The sequence below is a fragment of the Emticicia sp. BO119 genome (genome assembly GCF_013912375.1).
GTDB lineage: Bacteria > Bacteroidota > Bacteroidia > Cytophagales > Spirosomataceae > Emticicia.
On sequence record NZ_JACETV010000001.1, the window covers coordinates 391,617 to 409,958 of the forward strand.

An 18,342-nucleotide genomic window follows, 5' to 3' on the forward strand; every position below is an offset into this window, starting at 1 on the left:
TTGGGTTGTGTTTTCAAAGTGTTTCAGGAGGTTTTTGGTATAATTGAACTATTGGATGGTAGAGTTGAGAAATTTTGTTGTCTTAGAATGCAATAGCTTCAAATAAATCTACTTTTGGGTCAGGAAAACTTCAAAAAAACTTTTTATGTCAGGGTCGAAATCACTTTTCGGCAGGTGATTCATTTTTTAGTTTAATAGTTTATTATATTCTTTGTTTATAAATACTATCAATGCTTTTGCATTGGTTTAGTATGTGCTTTATCAGATTTTGATAGGGCAATTGGCATACTCTTGCTACAAACACACCCTGGTGCTGGAGAATGCGAGAATATGCCAACCAATTCAGCAATGCTGTGCTACATTTTTTAATATCAACGGTGAATCGTGCAACTGCTGGCTACAATTGTAAAATGAGCAGGCGGGAGGATAGCCTGCCTTGCTAAAAATCCAGACTTCTGGTCGGAATATTATAATTTAAACACACTTTAAATCGCATTATCCCTCAAAATCGGCAAGCTCATGCAATGTGAACCACCTCTTGCTCTTGACAATTCGGCCGAAGGTAGCATAATAATAGTATCTTTCAGGGTTTCTGGTGATAATTCATTGCTTTCAAATTTTTCCAGCAATTCAATAGCACTAATGGTTTTAAAGCCTGCATTTCTGAATGCCTGCGCAGTATGATCGTTGCGGTCATAACCGATGGCTACACCAGATTTCAGAGCCAATAAATTACAAGAATCAGTCCATTGCTCCCGGGCGCCATAAGGAAACTGATTGTTGCCCGAATAAATAAACCTGATTTCATCATAACAATTGAGGTCATCTTTTGTAATTGAGCTAAGGAGATCCTCCAGGTTAGCAAAATCCTTGATTTTTACACCTTCAGGTTTATTAATAAACTGTTTAATAATAAGGGTTTCATAGCCGGGTTTTTGCCCCAGTTGTTCCCAGGTCTGCTGTTTTTCTGCTTCTTCCTGTACCCTTCCTAATGAGCCTAATAATACCCATACATTACACTTGATTTGTGTAAATATTGTGTCAATATGCATATAATCCCGCTTCTGGGGAATCTTTATGATAGTTACCTTGCTAACTACTTTTTTTGCAAAAAGTAAATCAATGGCTTGTCGGGCTGCTTCTACAGAAGTACGTTCGCTAACACCTATTAATAAATGATTAGGCGCTACCATCATTACATCGCCACCTTCGAGGGTATTCAGTCGGCCTTCCTGTTCATCTTCAGCTAATAGAAAATGGTTTTCATCTTCAGTAACTTCAATAATCCGGCCTCTTAATTCTGTAAAAACAGGGTGATTGAAAAAGATATACTTTGCCAGTAAAGACTCACGTGTACGGGCATATTTGGCAGGTTTGTTTAAAAGTAAATGGTCGTTTACTACAATACCAATATCACGGGTGAAAATCAGGTTCGGAATCGGAGGGAAAAGCATTTTATTGCTTGGCATTGTACCAGTAATCAATACCTTTGCCAAGTCAATAACTGATAAGCCGGACAGTTCTGTCTGAAACTGAAACGAACACTCTTCTATGGCGCATACTGCTGCTGTTAATTGTGTTCGTACTTCTGAAATGTATAAGATATCAGCCAGCAAAGTTTCAAACTCGATTACTTTATCTGACTTGAAATACTTCTCTTTTTCAGGTTTATAAAAATCACGGCTTGTGTCGGCATCAATTTCCTTTAATTTGCCTTTCACTTTTTCACTATCCAGAAAGTATAACAAAATCTTTATATAATAATCGTACTCATCGCGGCGCATGGTTTGCAGATGTACAATATCTTCAAATAACCAATCCTGCGCTTTTGAGGGTACTACTTTGCCGAGACCACTGTCTGGGCTATGAATAATGAGACGACGAAGTGTGCCTACCTCTGAGGAAACAAATATATTTTGCATGAGAGATTAACTAATGAGTGATTGAGTGGGTGAGTAATAGGTTATGAACTTTGATTTACCCGATTAAATGATTATGCTGACTTTACTAACTAAAGTATGGTTTTAATGATGGTTTAAATCAACAATCATTACATCAGCTATAGTTCAAGATAAGTAAATTTCAGGTAATCTCATTAGTAAAATCCGAATTGTGCCATGAAGAAGAGTAACTGAAAAAACGCTACCATAATAGGTTGAGGTTGGCAGCAATGGCGAATATTTAAAGTATCTGCGCAAGCATTTTCAGCTTGATCATGTACGTTTTTTGGGAGAGCGATATTTTCGTTGAAAAATGCCATTTTATTCTGCAATAATACAAGTTATCCGGTTGATTTCAAAATAGCTGTATTTTTCAGGCTTCTTTCTTAGGGGCAAATGCTTAAACTTAACAAATCTTTAAAAAAACATTCCTAAATTGCGTTGTCCATTCTAAAACTACAAATGGTTGAATCTAAAAGTATGAGTGGGATAACCCAGACAGAAGAACGCCCGAAAGAATCAAGACTGCTTATATTGTTTTTCCTACACAATTTCTTTATTAGTATAGGAACCGTTTTAGTATATGTATCAGCAAACTTAATATTACTCGAACATCACCCCGAAATATCATTGCCTATTGCCTACATTGCATCTACCTTTGCCATGATGGGTGTTGGAAAAATTTATGAATATTATGAACATCACCTGGTCTTAAAGAAACTTAGTATAAGAGTTTTACTGGCAGTATTGGTACTCTCTATTATTATCGGTACAATCCTGTTTTTTAATCATTCTACCCTTGTGGCTATAGGAATTATGGTTGGCTTCAGGGTAATTTATCTTCTGGTAAATCTTGAATTCTGGGGTGTTTCGGCTTTGGTTTTTGATGTGAGACAAAGCAAGAGATTATTTAGCGTTATAGGTTCTGGTGATGTTCCTGCCAAAGCTATAGGTGCTATTTTAGCTGCTTTGATTCACTCTACTTCGGTACTGGCTATTTTGGTATTAGTAGCATTTGTGACTTTCCTGTTAGCTTTTATTACCCAGAAACGTACCTTTGAACTAACCGAAATCCCGAGCCACCATCAGAATAAAATACGTCGGCATTCTGAATCAAAAATGGTAGAAACCCTTTTTGGGGGTAGTCAGTTAGTGTTCGAAATGTGTGTCGGACTGGTTGCTATAGCGGCTTCTGCAACATGGGTTGAGTATAATTTCTTTGTGAATGTCAAATACAAATTTCATAGCCAGCACGATGTCATTCAGTTCGTAGGGTATTTGTTGGCTATCACATATGCAATCTCAACTATTGTAAAGCTTGTTTTCTCAAGCAAAGTAATTGATAAATTCGGGTTGAAAAATGCACTATTATTATTGCCGATAGGTACATTGCTTATGTCGGTATTATTGGTGGGTATGTCTTCTTATAATCATGATGAAAGTTCTTTATTGTTCGATTTCAGTGCGGCGTACCTCTGCTTTGAGGTTCTCAGAAGAACTGCTTTTGATCCTGTATTTTTAGTAATGTTTCAGCCATTATCTTCACAGCAAAGGCTCAAAGGCCATACTTTGGCCAAGGGGTTTTACGAGCCTTTAGGCATGGGTCTGGCTGGTATATTATTATTGTTAGCTTATTTTGTGCATTCGTCAGAAATCTGGATTGCTTTTGCTTTTACGGTTATTTTATCATTATTGGCTTTGTTTTTCTTGAATAAAGCCTATAAACGCTATATAATAGAATTAAAAAATGCTTTAGGTAAACGCTTTTTAAAAAGTAATGAATTGGTAGTTCAGGGCGATGCTTTAGACATAATATTAAAGAACCTCAAAAGCGATAAACCCGAAGAAGTAATAAGTGCTATTGACTGGATAGTTAAGACTGAACCTAAAGTTATTCAGAATCAGGTTGCTGTTTTATTAAGAAACAGATCAGATAAAGTAAGGTTACATATTCTGAATATTGTAAAAAATATGAATCTGCATCTTGACGAACAGTTTTTGCAGATATTTAATGAGAATGAAACCAGTTCATTTGTTCGACGAATTTCGGCAGAGATAGCATGCGTATCGGCTACTTCGTCAGAACAACGTTTGGTGTATCTGAATGCTAAGAATATTTATACGGTTGAGGGAGCAATTCTGGGTAGCTGGAAATTACAAAGAGCAGAGGCTAAAGCTAAATTAGACGAACTATGCGAGAGTAAGTTATCTACACATATCATTGCAGCTTTAGAGATTATAGAGCTTTTACGGCTGAAAGAGTACGAAACGTTTGTGAGAATATGTCTGGAAAAAGAAACGGACGAAATTAAGGAAAAAGCTATAGAAGTAGCCGGAGCGATTGATTCATCAATTCTTATAAAAAGTCTGGTACAATTATTAGAAGACCGGATGTGGGGAAAAAAAGCTATCAATAGCCTGATAAAGTCGGGAGGAAGAGGGTTTGAAGAGGTGGAGTCTTTATCGAGAGGGGGTGATACTGGCTTGCTTCAGAAAGTAGTTTTATTCAGCGAAAAATACCAGAGCCTTGCGAGCGAAAGACTACTGGCCAGATTGGTACAGAATGAGTCGCTTCTGGTAAGACAAATGGCTTTAAAGGTATTGAGCAGGCGTGCTAATGCCGAAAACTATGAGTCGATGTTTGAAAAGCTTCTGGAAGATGAATTTGCCCATGCGTATCAGTTGCTACATGGTTTCGGGGTTTTAGACGATGCTTTGCTTCAATATGAATTGGGTCAATCATCCAATCGTATCTTCTATCTTTTGATGCTGCTTTATGACAAAGATATGGTTCAGGACGCTATGTTGGGAGTGGAGCATTCATCGAAAGAAAAGCGGGCAAATGCTTTAGAGATTTTAGATAATATTATTCCGAGAACTATTTACAAATGCTTACATGCTATATTGGATGAATCGGAGGTAGAAAAGAAAATAACTGTTTTTGAAGCTTACTTTGATAAAGTTATTACGGTAAAACCCATTGTGCAGTATGTATTAGAGAAAGGCAATCTGGCTTTTGGGGACTGGACTATCGTAGCCGCACTTCGTAACTGGGAATTTAAGGCTAACAAAAATCAGCTTTTTGAAAAATATATCGGCTCTCAGAAAAAACTATTTCATGAGGCTACGAGAGAGATTATACAGGCACGGCCCATTTTTAAAGAAAAATATAAAGATATTTTAACTATGCAACACGGACATGATGAAAACGAAATATCTGAACTGGAGCGAGTAATTGTATTGAAAAATACACCATTATTTGCTGAAACTCCTGAAAACGTATTAACTTCTATCGTACCGATTATGAATGAAGTAACCTATCATGAAGGAGAAGAGATTTTTCAGAAAGGAGCTATCGGTAATTGTATGTATGTCATTTATTCGGGTGAAATAGGGATTGTGGATCATGATGTGATTTTTGCCACGATGAGTAAAGGAGATATTTTTGGTGAATTGGCCTTGCTTGATTCAGAACCCCGTTCGGCTACGGCTCTGGCAAAAAGTGATGTATTATTGTTCAGAATAGACCAGGATGATTTCTATGATCTGATGGAAGAACGTGATGAGTTGCTACGGAGCGTACTCAGAATTTTGTGTCAACGGATACGTGCCCAGAATGAAAAGCTGAAGCGGTTATCAGTGCATTAGAATGCAGTTGGTCGAATTGGTGAAAGTGCTTTCAGTTAAATGGTTATTCACTGATTTTTTTTCTGAGTTCCTTAATACGCTTAAGCTTTAATGGATTACGCCATTCTCTGGCGGTTGCTGTCCAGTATTGATGTTTTTCTAAGAAATCAATCTGTAATTTATTCCAGCTATCGATATCTGGTATCATTTCCCGCTCATGTAATTCTTCATAGAGCGAATGAGAAATTGGCCAGAAATCTTCGCGACCTAAATAATCAAGATCAGCATCTGCTATAATTCTTTCTAAATGATTGGTAGGATTCTGAGGGATTCGGGTGGCCATTATCATTCTGCATATCTGCTCTATCTGCCCGGTATTGTAACCGAAGCCGGGTAAAGAAACTCTTGCTAATCTACAACTTTCTTCTTCATGCCCCCGGTAAGTGCTGATAAATCCTAAATCATGGTAGAGTGCTGCTGTCTGGAGTAAGAGCAACGTTTCTCTATCATTTATCCCTTCTGCTATAGCAATTTGCAATACGGCCTTGCTTACATCGATGGTATGGTGAATGCCATGATAAAACAATGTATCAGATAAACTATCTTCTAATTTGTCAAAAACATAATCTTCTGCTTTTTGAATGTCCATCATGAGTATCAGTTTTAGCTTACAGGAAAACCACGCTTATCTATCTACGGTTTCAGAATGCAAATATTATTACAAATTTTATTCAAATAATTCTAAAGAGACGCTTTTTTATCAGATACACAATGAGGAGTTATCAACTGACACCTTAAAATTGTATTTTGCAGCATTCTTTGTTATTTTTGGTTAAGATTGGCTGGATAGCTGAACAATTCAAAAAAACGCTTATTATTACATAGCCAAATTTAACATTTACCCGAATATTCCAAGCGAACTATGAAAGTCGATTACAGCGATATGGTAGAAAAAGGCCTATTTACGTTTTTTGTAATACGGTTTTTAAGACTTTACTTCGATACACCTACCCGATTTCCGGAACAAGATAAAATATTAAAAAGGGCATGGTTAGCCGTTATTCCTCTATTTCTGTTAGCAAGTCTGCCCGGGCTTAAATTTATCAATGAGTGGTACTACGAGGTTTTCGTGCTTGTTGGGGCTTACTTTATCTATAAAGCCAGATATAACCGGAATACCCGTACCTTATTTACGGCTGTTCTACCGGTTGTAATCATGATTTTCATCAATACTTTCTTTGAGTATGTATTTCCCTCATTTTATAAAGATTACGACGAGATATTTGGTACAGCTTATGGTTTCTCCTTCTTCTGGATGATTGGCTTTGGTTTTTATGCTAATAAACAAAATAAGGTAGAACAGCAACAAAGACAAAAAGCCGAGGAGGAACGTATAAGAAATGAAGCAAAGAAGCAGGAACTTGAGTATCAGGTGGCAGAACGAACAGCGGAGCTTACAAGACAGAAAAATGAGTTAGAAGAAACAATAGCAGAACTAAAAGCTACGCAAAACCAGTTAGTACAGGCTGAAAAAATGGCCTCTTTAGGAGAACTGACAGCAGGTATTGCCCATGAAATACAAAACCCACTTAATTTTGTGAATAATTTTTCTGAATTGAGTGTGGAACTGGCTAAAGAGCTTCAAGAAGAACTGGATAGAGAAGCGCAGGATAAGGATCTGATTGTGGATCTGGTAAGTGATCTGGTGCAGAATCAGGAAAAAATAAACCATCATGGCAAACGGGCCGCAAGTATCGTAAAAGGAATGCTGCAACACTCTCGCACCAGCACAGGCCAGAAAGAAGAGACAGATATGAATGATCTGGCAGACGAATACCTGCGCTTGTCGTATCATGGATTAAGAGCCAAAGATAAAACATTTAATGCCGACTTTAAAACACATTTAGACCCTAAAGTACCTAAAGTAAGGATTATCCCACAGGATTTCGGCCGCGTATTATTAAACCTTTTCAACAATGGCTTTTATGCCGTACAACAAAAGGCCAGAATGGGTATTGATGGCTATAAGCCTTTAGTAGAGGTAAGAACTGAACTGGTTGAAAAGGATAAAGAAATTGTAATTAAAGTTACTGATAATGGAACGGGTATCCCTGAAAGTGTCAGAAATAAGATTTTTCAGCCATTTTTTACGACCAAGCCTACTGGTCAAGGTACAGGACTGGGCTTATCTTTAGCCTTTGATATTATTACTAAAGGGCATGGGGGTACATTAGAAGTAAATTCGAAAGAAGGAGAGGGTACTGAATTTGTGATTACTATACCAGTTGGTTAGTGTTTTGAGTGATTTTGCCAATGATTGATCAAGCTATCAAATCATTCATTTATGAATAACAATTCAATACTTAATTACCTGATTATTAATTTTCCTGATTCTTAAAAAATTGATAATAAATGAAGCATTTTTACCTGTTAGTGATACTTATTTTCAGCATAGAAGTACAAGGACAGAAGCAAAGAAAATTTACCCCACTTGATTCAATTCCCACTTATGGTTATACCCTGAGTAATCATTGGAAATGGCATGCGGGAGATAATCCACTTTGGGCTAAACATGATTTTAATGATAGCCTTTGGGAAAAACTTCAGGTAGCAGAATCTATAGAAGAATTTCCGGAACTGAGAGAGGCTGAAATAGCCTGGTTCAGAAGACCAATTCAGGTAACACAGAATTTAGTTAATCAACCTTTATCTATTAGTGTTAAACAAATGGGGGCCTCAGAAATTTATCTTGATGGTAATCTCATACACAAATTAGGGGTAGTTAGCAAAAATCCTGAAAGAGAACAAACAGATGTTAATACAACAGCACTTCCTATTGTTCTTTCTGATACCAACAAGCACATCCTCGCTGTCAGGTATTCTTTTACAAAAGAAAATTTTTATTATCCAGGCACCAATTCCGAAACATTTCATCTAAGAATCCATAATGCAAAAGACATTGGAGAATTTTTAGAGGATCAGACAAATAGAACAGCGGGTTTCTATTACTTTTTTACAGGTATCTTCCTGCTCTTTGCTATTCTCCATTTTTCTTTTTATGCTTCAAACAAAACCAGAAAAGTAAGCCTGAGTCTTGGCCTGACCATGCTTGCGCTTACACTGGCGTTTTTTCTGAGAAGTCTGGAAAGTTATCAGCAGGAAATTTCATCAAAAGAATTGTATGGATTATTGTCTGTGATCACTACTTATTCAGGGGTATTTCTGATTAATGTCTCTTTATATCAATATCTCAATCAGAAATTCGGTGTTATATTTTATATACAAGCATTTTTGGTAACAGGTAGTATGTTTAGTTATATATTTAACTTGAATCTACCGTGGTCTATTGATTCGTGGTTACCTTTTCTTTTGTTATTTATTGATTTTATAAGAGTTAGTATTCTTGCTGACAGAAGGAAGGACTCTAATGCCAAAGTGCCAATTTACTCATTACTGGTAGTGGCGTGTTGTGCTATACTTGCTATTATTGTTTTATTTATTGAAGGCTCGACTGGCAATGGTACTGGTAGTATTATTTTAAACTTTGGTATTGTTCTCATTATCATCATGTTTTTTAGTATTCCTATCGGGCTATCCCTTTCTTTGGTCAGAGAATATACAAGGACACATCAGGCTTTGACTAAGAAATTAATAGAAGTAGAAAAACTTTCGGCTGAAAACCTGGCTCATGAGCAGGAAAAACAACAGATACTGGCTGCGCAGAACGAAATATTAGAAAAACAGGTTGCTGAACGCACAGGAGAGTTAGCCAGATCATTAGAAGAGCTGAAAGCTACACAAACACAGCTGATTCAGAGCGAGAAACTGGCTTCTTTAGGCGAACTGACAGCGGGTATTGCCCATGAGATACAGAATCCACTGAATTTTGTGAATAATTTCTCAGAATTAAGCAAAGAGCTGATTGAGGAACTGGAAGAAGAACGAAGCAAGGACAAAGCCAAACGAGATGAAAGTCTGGAAGAAGAATTGTTGGGAGATATTGCTCAGAATCTCGAAAAAATCAATCACCATGGCAAGCGGGCGAGTAGCATTGTAAAGGGTATGCTCGAACACTCAAGAGCAAGCACTGGTAAAAAGGAACCTACAGATGTGAATGCTTTAGCCGAAGAATACCTGCGCCTGGCGTATCATGGAATCAGAGCAAAAGATAAGAGTTTCAATGCCGACTTTAAGGCTAACTTAGATGCCAGTGTTCTGAAGGTTCCATTGATTACTCAGGATTTCGGCAGGGTATTGCTCAACCTTATCAATAATGCTTTTTATGCAGTTAAGGATATGCAAGGCAAAGGGCTGGTGGTTGTAAGTACCAGAAAGTCAGATAATGAAATTGAGATTAGGGTTTCAGACAATGGCACAGGAATACCTGAGCACATTAAAGCCAAGATTTTTCAACCTTTCTTTACTACCAAACCTACAGGGCAAGGTACGGGATTAGGGCTTTCGCTGGCTTATGATATTATTACTAAAGGGCACGGAGGCACTTTAGAGGTTGAAACAAAAGAGAGAGAGGGAACGACGTTTATCATCAAATTGCCTTATCTTTGAGATATATTTAATTGCTTAACCCGGTTTTTATGAAAATATTAGTAGTTGATGACGAAGAAGATGTAAGAACTTTATTTCAACAAAGGTTTAGGAGAGAAATCAGAGCAGGCGAATTTGATTTTGCCTTTAGCGGCTCAGGTGAAGAAGCATTGACCTATCTGGAAGGCCAGGATTCAGAAGCAGTTCTGATTTTGTCTGACATTAATATGCCTGGCATGAGCGGATTGGAACTACTGAAACAGATTCGTACTACTTCTCCTACTGCTCCGCCTATAATTATGATGATTACTGCCTATGGAGATGAAGAGAGCCATTCGCAGGCATTGAAACTGGGAGCAAACGATTTCCTGACTAAGCCTTTAGATTTTGGAGAACTCAAACAAAAACTTATAAGTTCGATATGAACGCAAAGATAATGGTTGTGGACGATGAGGCTGATTTGGAAACACTCATCAAACAGAAATTCCGCCGACAGATTCGAGAAAAAACCTATGAATTCAGCTTTGCACAGAATGGTGCAGAAGCCTTGAAAATCTTACAGGACATACCGGATATTGATATGATATTGAGTGATATTAATATGCCGGAAATGGATGGGCTGACCCTGTTAAGTAAACTGTCTGATAACCATCCTTTATTAAAAGCTGTGATTGTTTCAGCCTACGGCGATATGGATAATATCAGGGTGGCTATGAACCGTGGTGCTTTTGACTTTTTAACTAAACCCATCAATTTTGAAGATTTAGAAGTAACAGTAGAGAAAACCATAAAGCACGTCATACAACTGCGGCAGACCTTACAGGCTATTAAGGAAAACAATATCCTGAAGATGTATGTTGATGAAACTGTGCTGAAATTTATGAACAGCCATGAGTTTGAAAAATCGCTGACGGCTAACGAGACGATAGAGGCTACGGTTGTTTTTATTGATATTTGTGGTTTTACTTCAATATCCGAAAAAGAGTCACCTGATACCGTTGTGCATCTGATTAATAAATACTTTGATGTTATGGTAAAAGGCATTATTGATCAGGGGGGGCATGTAGATAAATTTATGGGAGATGCCGTAATGGCTGTTTTCAAAGGTGATTACCATATTGACCGTGCTATTGAAGCGTCATTAGCAGTACGCTTGGCTATTGATAAGATTGAGGAAGTATTGCCAAATCATTCCACCTATTTACCTAAAGTATCTATTGGTATTAATACAGGAGAAATGATTTCGGGTAATATTGGTTCAGCCTCCTTGAAACGTCTGGATTATACTGTAATCGGTGATGCTGTAAACACAGCCCAACGCTTACAATCTGCCGCAAAACCAAGTCAGATTATTATTAGCGAGGCTACTTACGAAAAAGTAAAAGAGTCTTTTAATTGCAAAGAAGTAGGGGAGGCAACTCTCAAAAATAAAGCTCAGACAGTAAAACTGTATGAGGTGGTAGCGTAACGCGCTGGCCGAAATGATGTTCTATTGATATTACCACAAGTTGGTTAGGAAATAGGTTTTGGGAGGTAATTCAGGATAATTTTTTGCTTGGTACAAAAAAAAGGCCTTTTTGAATACGTATATATTAAATTTTATAGCCGAAAGGAACGAGCAGACCGTATTTAGGGTTATTATAATTGAATAAGAATAGCATCTTGGCTATTTTGGTTGTATCTTTGCAGCCTAATTTTTAGTATCTATCAGAGTATTCAGACAATCTTAGTCAAGAATCATTTAAAATAAAGCTTAAAAATGCTCACTATCAGTAATTTACACGCGAGAATTGAGGAGAAGGAAATATTACGAGGAATAAATTTTGAAGTAAAACCCGGTGAGGTTCATGCAATAATGGGGCCAAATGGATCGGGAAAAAGTACGCTTGCTTCGGTTTTAGCAGGTAGAGAAGACTATGAAATAACCAATGGTACTGTTGAGTTCAACGGTAAAGATTTATTAGATATGTCGCCTGAAGAAAGAGCTGCAGAGGGTATCTTTCTGGCTTTTCAATACCCTGTGGAAATACCAGGTGTAACTACGGTCAATTTTCTCAAGACTGCAATAAATGAAATCCGTAAATATAATGGCCAGGAGCCTTTAGATGCGGCGCAGTTCCTGAAAAAAATGAAGGAAAGAGCAAAATTGGTAAAGATTGACGATACTTTATTGAGACGCTCACTGAATGAAGGTTTTTCGGGTGGAGAAAAGAAACGTAACGAGATTTTTCAGATGGCAATGCTTGAGCCACAATTATGTGTGCTTGACGAAACTGATTCGGGCCTTGATATAGATGCCTTGAGAATTGTAGCCGAAGGTGTAAATAAGCTGAGAGATGAAAAACGTTCGTTTATTGTCGTGACTCACTATCAGCGTTTGTTAGATTATATAGTGCCTGACTTTGTACATGTATTATACAAAGGAAGAATAGTGAAATCGGGTACTAAAGAATTAGCACTTGAACTGGAAGAAAAAGGTTACGACTGGATTAAAGCAGAGGTTGATTCTCTTGAGGTGGCCTGATTAATCCCACTACTTATGACAATCATTCAGATACCAGACAGCCCCAAGCCTGTTGGCCATTATTCGCAAGCAATTGTAAGCAATAATTTGGTGTTTACCTCAGGCATTTTACCTATCAGAATAAAAACCTCCGAAAAACTATCCATTGATGCCACGATTGAAGAACAATTGGCTGTAGTTTTTGATAATCTGATACAGATTCTTGTTGAGGCTGGTAGTAGTAAAGATAAGGTTGTAAAAACAACTGCCTATATTGTAGACGGAGATCACTGGGGGATTGTCAATCATATGTATGCCGGGTTTTTTGGGAGTCATAGACCTGCACGGTCGATTATTCCGGTAAAAGAATTACACTTTGGCTATAAAATAGAATTAGAAGCAGTAGCAGAATTATAAGATGAGTTCTATAGAAAATACAGATTTAAAAAATCAATTACTTGCTGATTTTCAGACTTTGCAAATGCAACTGAATGGTAAAAGCTTATTGCCTATCAATCAGTTACGGAACGAAGCCATGAAAAATTTCGCTCATTTGGGCTTCCCGACTATCCGCCATGAGGAATGGAAGTACAGCAATGTTTCAAGCCTTGCTAAACAAAACTTCAATTTCGAGGCAAGTTCTGATTTCAGCAATAAAGACTTAAAAGAGATACATCTGCCACACCTTAAAGGTAATGTTCTATACTTTATTAATGGTGTGTTTCATGCAGAATTATCGCATATCGAAAGCCCGGGAGATTATCTTCAGGTAGTACCTTTTGCTGAGGCACAAGAAAAAATGCCAGAGGTAATCAATCGCTATTTTGGGCAGTATGCTGACTACAAAAATGATGCATTCACGGCTTTAAATACTGCTTTAGCTAAAGATGGTGTCGTAGTTCATATAGCAGATAACAAGACTTTAGAAGAGCCTGTTATTTTACGTTTTATTGGTGATACCCGCAAAGAAGATGTAGGGTCGCAAGTCAGAAACCTGATTGTAGTAGGGAAAAATGCTGAAGTAAAAATAGCTGAAGCCTACCGTACCATTGGGGATAACAGATATTTTATTAATACTGTTACAGAGTTTGTGCTTTTTGAAGATGCACGAGCAGATTATTATAAAGTACAGAATGAAAGTGATAAAACCCATCATATTGGTACTACACAGGTTTATCAGCAAGACCGAAGCTATTTTTATGCTGCAACGGTTACTGTAAACGGGGGGTTTGTGAGAAACAATCTGAATATTGTTTTAGATGGAGAGCATATAGAAAGCCATATGTATGGGTTATATTTGCCAAGTGGTAAACAACATATTGATAATCATACGTTAGTTGACCATAGAAAACCCAATTGTCAGAGCAATGAGTTATATAAGGGAATCCTGATGGATAAATCAACCGGGGTTTTTAATGGTAAGATATTTGTGCAACAGGATGCTCAGAAAACCAATGCCTATCAGAATTGTCGCAACGTTGTAACTACTGATGAAGCAACCATGAATACGAAACCACAGTTGGAGATATGGGCTGATGATGTGAAATGCTCGCACGGTACAACCACTGGGAAATTGAATGATGAAGCGATTTTCTATATGCAGTCTCGTGGGATTCCAAAAAAAGAAGCGATTCGTTTACAGTTACTGGCCTTTGCAGAAGATGTGGTGTCTCAAATAAAAATCGATTCGATCAAAGAATATCTTGAAGGATTGATAGTTGATAAATTGGCTGGTTTAGGAAAATAATCAATATCTGAATACTTTTGAAATCCTCATTACAGAATGAGGATTTTTTTTTGATTCATCCTCCACTCAATAAATAATTCATAACATCGGTCTGCTGTGTTCGTTTAATAATAAGTTTAGTTTCTACACAAAACCTTTTTTTTAGCATGAAAACCATTCTATATACAGTATTAGTAGCTTTAATGAACCTATCTGTTCATGCTCAAAGTGCTCAGGACATTGCCAAAGCTATGAGTAGGGGCAATAAAATAAAACCAAAACCTGAGTATAATTTTGCAGGTTCGCTTAAGTTTCAGGTAACGGCAAATCATGAAGGTAAGCCTTATAAAGGTGAGCAAACATGGTTTTTTCCGGTGGGTAATGAAAATATTTTTGGTGTTTCAATGAATATGGGGCAAAGATCGAATATGCGTGGAGTAATAGATTATACTGAGAAGTCAATGATTATGTTTATGGAAGACCAGAAGATGATAATGGGTATTCCGTTTGATTTAAACAAGACCATGAATGACTCGAAACTTAAGGTTTCGGTACCAAAGAGAACAGGACGAACCAAAATAGTTTTAGGTTATAAATGTGACGAATGGGTCACGGAAAATGCTGATTATAATACTTCAGTCTGGATGACAGATAAGTTGCCGATTAACTCGACGAATTTCTATAAGATCATGGCTCAACAATTGGGAAAAAGCACAGGAACACCCATGCCAGCCGATATGAAAGGTGTGCCCCTTGAAATTCAGGGAACTAAGAAGAAAACCGGAGAAAAATTTGGTATGGTTTGTACAGAAGTTAGTACAAAACCTATCAGATTTTCAACTGCAGGTTATAAAACCATGTGAGACTGTCGTTGCAGGTAATTCTCAATTTTACCTAAAATCTCTTTTTGACGGTAAGGTTTTGGCAGATAATCGTCAAAACCCGCCTCTTCTAAAGCAGTAGAGTCTTTTAGAAATACATCGGCGGTCAAAGCAATAATAAAAGGTTGATCTGTATCATGATAGGTTTCTCTGATGAGTTTTGAGGTCATGATGCCGTTAATACCTGGCAGCTGAATGTCCATAAAAATCAAATCAAATTTCTTTTTCTTCGATTCAGCCACTGCTTTCTCTCCGGTATCAACAATATCGAAATCGTCCATTACACCTTCCAAAATCCGTTTCAGTATTTTCTGGTTAAACTCATTGTCTTCAACAACTAATACAGTGTGTTCGGTCAGAATTTTTTGTGGTTTGGTCTCTTCCGGTTTCTGAATTGTTTGTGGAACTATGGTCTTGAATATCCATTTTTCAACCATTTTCATCAGGTTTTTCAACTTCAATGGTTTAATGATCATATCACTATAGCCAAATTTCTCGTATTCTTTTGTTTCTTTTTCGTGGCTATAACCCATCACAATAACAGGTATTTGTTCTGATATTCCATTTTCTCTGAATACTTTGATAGTTTTCTCTAATTCGCCTTTTATTTGCATCGAATCAACGAGTATCATTGACGGAGGTGTTTGGGGTGTCTCAAAGAATTTCTCAGGCGAGTCAAAGGAAGTTAATTGCAGTTTTTTGTCTTTAAAATACTGTTCAAATGTTTCAACAGCCTGAGGAGAGTCAACAGTCCAGATAGAGGCCTCAGTATTGGCATATTTCGTAAACAGATCTCCTAACAGAATAGGCTTTGAATCGGTATTTTCAAACGGTACTTCAAAGAAAAACTCTGCGCCTTCGTGTAACTTGCTCTTTACTCCAATGGTTCCGCCCATCATTTCGGTGAGACGTTTACAGATAGCTAATCCTAAGCCTGTGCCGCCAGAATGTTTGTTGGTTAGTTGTTTGAAGCGGTCAAATATCAGTTCCTGTTCGCTGGCCTCAATACCTTTGCCCTGGTCTATCACTTTGCATGATAACGCAGGTTTTCCATCAATGCTTCTGGATGAAACCTTAATAGTTACCCAACTGCCATTAGGCGAAAATTTAACAGCATTAGAAACGAAATTCAGAATTATCTGCCTTAATCGATTTCTATCTGCCTTAATGTACACAGGTACATTTGGATTGAGCATTACTCTCAGCTGAATACATTTTTCGAGCGCAGTGGCATAGAATACATCAATACAATCATCGAACAATTCAACCGAAGAGAATACTTCCGGTTGAATCATTAACTCTCCTGCTTCGATTTTTGAATAATCCAATATATCATTAATCAGAGAAATCAGGCTTTCGCCACTTTTCTTGATAATATTTACCAGTTCAAATTGTTCGTTAGATAAAACTGTGTTTTCGAGTAAACTAACGGCACCTATTACTCCATTCATCGGAGTTCGGATTTCATGACTCATATTAGCCAGGAAAGTAGTTTTCATTACGTTATCACGTCTTTCTTTTTCTGCTAAATGAATCAACTGATGATTGATTACCTGAAGGCGTTCTTCTACCTGTTCTTCAATGGTTACATCTTCAAAAATCCAGATTCTTCCAGTATATCGGTTGACGTGAATCAACTGGGTAATGACGTTGTATGTACGATTAATAGGTGCTCCGAATTTCCATCTCCATCTGTCAATCGAATTGGAGAACATTAATTCCTGCATTTTACTTTGTACCTCTTCCTTGTTCTGTAATTTGTTAATCAGATTATTAAATCCTTCAGCAATTTTTTGCGAAGTAATAGGTTCATCTGAAGAAAAACCAAACAAATCGTAGGCCTTTGTGTTCATAAATACCCCATTGGCGCTTTCGTCAACAAAAACAATCGGTATCGGACTTTTACTTAGAATAGACTCAAATCTGATATTGAGCTCTGTTAAATCTGTAGTTGTCTGATAGGTAGAAACAATTTCTTCAAACCTGATTTTGCAAAGCAATGAAAAATAACGATAAGCACTATTGATATTGGCGTCTTCATCACAAACTTTTACCAGGAGCCCTGTGGTGTGGTCGGTTTTAATAGCCTGTACAATAACTTTTTTAGCTGTTTTTTCAAAACTGAATACAGATGCGTTATCTTCAACGACTTTAAGTGTTTGATTGGTAAATTCTTGTGTTTTGTTGAATGGAATTTTCAATCCAATAAGGGTAGTATCTGTGCTATAGGCTATTTCGGCAACATTTGCCGGAAGAAAATGCACGTAATATATTTTCTCTGCGATGTCTAATTTTTTCAATGACTGTAACAATACACCCATCATGTTGTCGATAGTATTATGAATACCAATAGTAGATTTAAAAAACCTGACGTATTTATTCGACCAGATTGTTTGTTCGTCTATATCTATCATCTGTGTATTGCTTTGAAGGCTCATTGTAGGTGTAGTTACCGGAAAATATAAGACATCTTATTTGTCTCAAATAGAGCAAAAATCAAGCCAGCAAATAGTGAAAATCAGAATGATACCGTTCGATAATTATTTTTCCTGTTAAGATTAAATTAAAATAGAGGGATTAAGTTTTATGAAGAAAAGAGCCTTGATGATAGACCATCAAGGCACGATGAAGATTTTAAATAAGGGCAGATTTCTATTTAACTAAGCTGGTTATATTCTTCCTGAATAATACCGATAAAAGTTTCTATTTCATTGACAAGGGTGCTTGATTCCTCATTAGAGATATCAAAATCCGGGTCTGTTTTAGCTTTAACTTCAAATTTTTTCATTTTGTCAGATAAGTTGGTTCCACCCACAAAACCAATAGCAGAACTTATCGCATGGATTTTCTTAACCACTCTATCCTTATCTTTTTCACTTTGTGCTGATTTGATTTCTTCTACTTCTTCGGGCATGAGTTCTAAAAAATCGCCAAAAACCTCTACAAGATACTCATGCGTATCATAATTTTCTAAGAGAAATTCTTTATCAAGAGTCGGATTAAATTGATGAGTCTCAAACATAATTTGTTAGTACAGGACGTATCGTATCCTTTTTAAATTTTTGCAAAAAAATAAAATTCTTTTTTTTAGCTAAGCAAAAATAGTCAGAGAGTATGATA

The 18,342-nt window shown here is 37.0% G+C and carries 13 protein-coding genes; 9 read left to right on the top strand and 4 right to left on the bottom strand.

Annotation, left to right across the window (positions count from 1 at the left end; all coding sequences use genetic code 11):
• Nucleotides 1-485 precede the first annotated feature (485 nt).
• Nucleotides 486-1,922 (bottom strand): arginine deiminase family protein, encoded by a 1,437-nt coding sequence (locus H1R81_RS01725; protein WP_181838948.1) that lies wholly within the window; start codon nucleotides 1,920-1,922, stop codon nucleotides 486-488.
• A gap of 480 nt (nucleotides 1,923-2,402) precedes the next feature.
• On the opposite strand from H1R81_RS01725, the gene H1R81_RS01730 reads away from it, so the two are divergent.
• The gene (locus tag H1R81_RS01730) at nucleotides 2,403-5,588 is read left to right on the top strand and encodes a cyclic nucleotide-binding domain-containing protein (protein ID WP_181838949.1); all 3,186 of its coding nucleotides are present in this window, start codon (nucleotides 2,403-2,405) and stop codon (nucleotides 5,586-5,588) included.
• Nucleotides 5,589-5,631: 43 nt separating this feature from the next.
• On the opposite strand, the gene H1R81_RS01735 is transcribed toward H1R81_RS01730, so the two are convergent.
• On the bottom strand, nucleotides 5,632-6,219 hold the full coding sequence (locus H1R81_RS01735; protein WP_310588043.1) for an HD domain-containing protein: 588 nt from the start codon (nucleotides 6,217-6,219) through the stop codon (nucleotides 5,632-5,634).
• 270 nt (nucleotides 6,220-6,489) lie between these two features.
• Between H1R81_RS01735 and H1R81_RS01740 the strand changes: the two genes are divergently transcribed.
• From H1R81_RS01740 to H1R81_RS01775, 8 genes are all read left to right on the top strand, one after another.
• On the top strand, nucleotides 6,490-7,860 hold the full coding sequence (locus H1R81_RS01740; protein WP_181838950.1) for an ATP-binding protein: 1,371 nt from the start codon (nucleotides 6,490-6,492) through the stop codon (nucleotides 7,858-7,860).
• Between the two features lie 119 nt (nucleotides 7,861-7,979).
• A complete protein-coding gene (locus H1R81_RS01745) occupies nucleotides 7,980-10,133 on the top strand; it encodes an ATP-binding protein (RefSeq protein ID WP_220275152.1) in 2,154 nt (717 codons plus the stop codon).
• Between the two features lie 29 nt (nucleotides 10,134-10,162).
• The gene (locus H1R81_RS01750) at nucleotides 10,163-10,537 is read left to right on the top strand and encodes a response regulator (RefSeq protein ID WP_181838951.1); all 375 of its coding nucleotides are present in this window, start codon (nucleotides 10,163-10,165) and stop codon (nucleotides 10,535-10,537) included.
• Nucleotides 10,534-11,580: an adenylate/guanylate cyclase domain-containing response regulator gene (locus tag H1R81_RS01755; RefSeq protein WP_181838952.1), complete on the top strand. Its 1,047-nt coding sequence runs from the start codon at nucleotides 10,534-10,536 to the stop codon at nucleotides 11,578-11,580. The genes H1R81_RS01750 and H1R81_RS01755 overlap by 4 nt, the downstream gene beginning before the upstream one ends.
• A gap of 291 nt (nucleotides 11,581-11,871) precedes the next feature.
• Complete coding sequence (gene sufC / locus H1R81_RS01760) at nucleotides 11,872-12,636, top strand: Fe-S cluster assembly ATPase SufC (protein ID WP_181838953.1); 765 nt, start codon at nucleotides 11,872-11,874, stop codon at nucleotides 12,634-12,636.
• A gap of 15 nt (nucleotides 12,637-12,651) precedes the next feature.
• A complete protein-coding gene (locus tag H1R81_RS01765) occupies nucleotides 12,652-13,032 on the top strand; it encodes a RidA family protein (RefSeq protein WP_181838954.1) in 381 nt (126 codons plus the stop codon).
• 1 nt (nucleotide 13,033) lies between these two features.
• Nucleotides 13,034-14,362 carry a Fe-S cluster assembly protein SufD gene (gene sufD, locus H1R81_RS01770; protein ID WP_181838955.1) on the top strand — a complete coding sequence of 443 codons (1,329 nt, stop codon included), beginning with the start codon at nucleotides 13,034-13,036 and terminating at the stop codon, nucleotides 14,360-14,362.
• 146 nt (nucleotides 14,363-14,508) lie between these two features.
• The gene (locus H1R81_RS01775) at nucleotides 14,509-15,204 is read left to right on the top strand and encodes a DUF4412 domain-containing protein (RefSeq protein ID WP_181838956.1); all 696 of its coding nucleotides are present in this window, start codon (nucleotides 14,509-14,511) and stop codon (nucleotides 15,202-15,204) included.
• Here the strand turns inward: H1R81_RS01775 and H1R81_RS01780 are convergent.
• On the bottom strand, nucleotides 15,189-17,660 hold the full coding sequence (locus H1R81_RS01780; protein ID WP_181838957.1) for a PAS domain-containing hybrid sensor histidine kinase/response regulator: 2,472 nt from the start codon (nucleotides 17,658-17,660) through the stop codon (nucleotides 15,189-15,191). The genes H1R81_RS01775 and H1R81_RS01780 overlap by 16 nt on opposite strands.
• Nucleotides 17,661-17,878: 218 nt before the next feature.
• The gene (locus H1R81_RS01785) at nucleotides 17,879-18,244 is read right to left on the bottom strand and encodes an Hpt domain-containing protein (protein WP_181838958.1); all 366 of its coding nucleotides are present in this window, start codon (nucleotides 18,242-18,244) and stop codon (nucleotides 17,879-17,881) included.
• Nucleotides 18,245-18,342: the final 98 nt, after the last annotated feature.

Bases quoted from the DNA above. Each gene is read 5' to 3' on its own strand.
- sufD (WP_181838955.1), top strand. From the start codon at position 13,034: ATGAGTTCTATAGAAAATACAGATTTAAAAAATCAATTACTTGCTGAT.
- H1R81_RS01740 (WP_181838950.1), top strand. From the start codon at position 6,490: ATGAAAGTCGATTACAGCGATATGGTAGAAAAAGGCCTATTTACGTTT.
- H1R81_RS01750 (WP_181838951.1), top strand. From the start codon at position 10,163: ATGAAAATATTAGTAGTTGATGACGAAGAAGATGTAAGAACTTTATTT.
- H1R81_RS01780 (WP_181838957.1), bottom strand. From the start codon at position 17,660: ATGAGCCTTCAAAGCAATACACAGATGATAGATATAGACGAACAAACA.
- H1R81_RS01775 (WP_181838956.1), top strand. From the start codon at position 14,509: ATGAAAACCATTCTATATACAGTATTAGTAGCTTTAATGAACCTATCT.
- H1R81_RS01755 (WP_181838952.1), top strand. From the start codon at position 10,534: ATGAACGCAAAGATAATGGTTGTGGACGATGAGGCTGATTTGGAAACA.
- H1R81_RS01730 (WP_181838949.1), top strand. From the start codon at position 2,403: ATGGTTGAATCTAAAAGTATGAGTGGGATAACCCAGACAGAAGAACGC.
- H1R81_RS01735 (WP_310588043.1), bottom strand. From the start codon at position 6,219: ATGATGGACATTCAAAAAGCAGAAGATTATGTTTTTGACAAATTAGAA.
- sufC (WP_181838953.1), top strand. From the start codon at position 11,872: ATGCTCACTATCAGTAATTTACACGCGAGAATTGAGGAGAAGGAAATA.
- H1R81_RS01745 (WP_220275152.1), top strand. From the start codon at position 7,980: ATGAAGCATTTTTACCTGTTAGTGATACTTATTTTCAGCATAGAAGTA.
- H1R81_RS01725 (WP_181838948.1), bottom strand. From the start codon at position 1,922: ATGCAAAATATATTTGTTTCCTCAGAGGTAGGCACACTTCGTCGTCTC.
- H1R81_RS01765 (WP_181838954.1), top strand. From the start codon at position 12,652: ATGACAATCATTCAGATACCAGACAGCCCCAAGCCTGTTGGCCATTAT.
- H1R81_RS01785 (WP_181838958.1), bottom strand. From the start codon at position 18,244: ATGTTTGAGACTCATCAATTTAATCCGACTCTTGATAAAGAATTTCTC.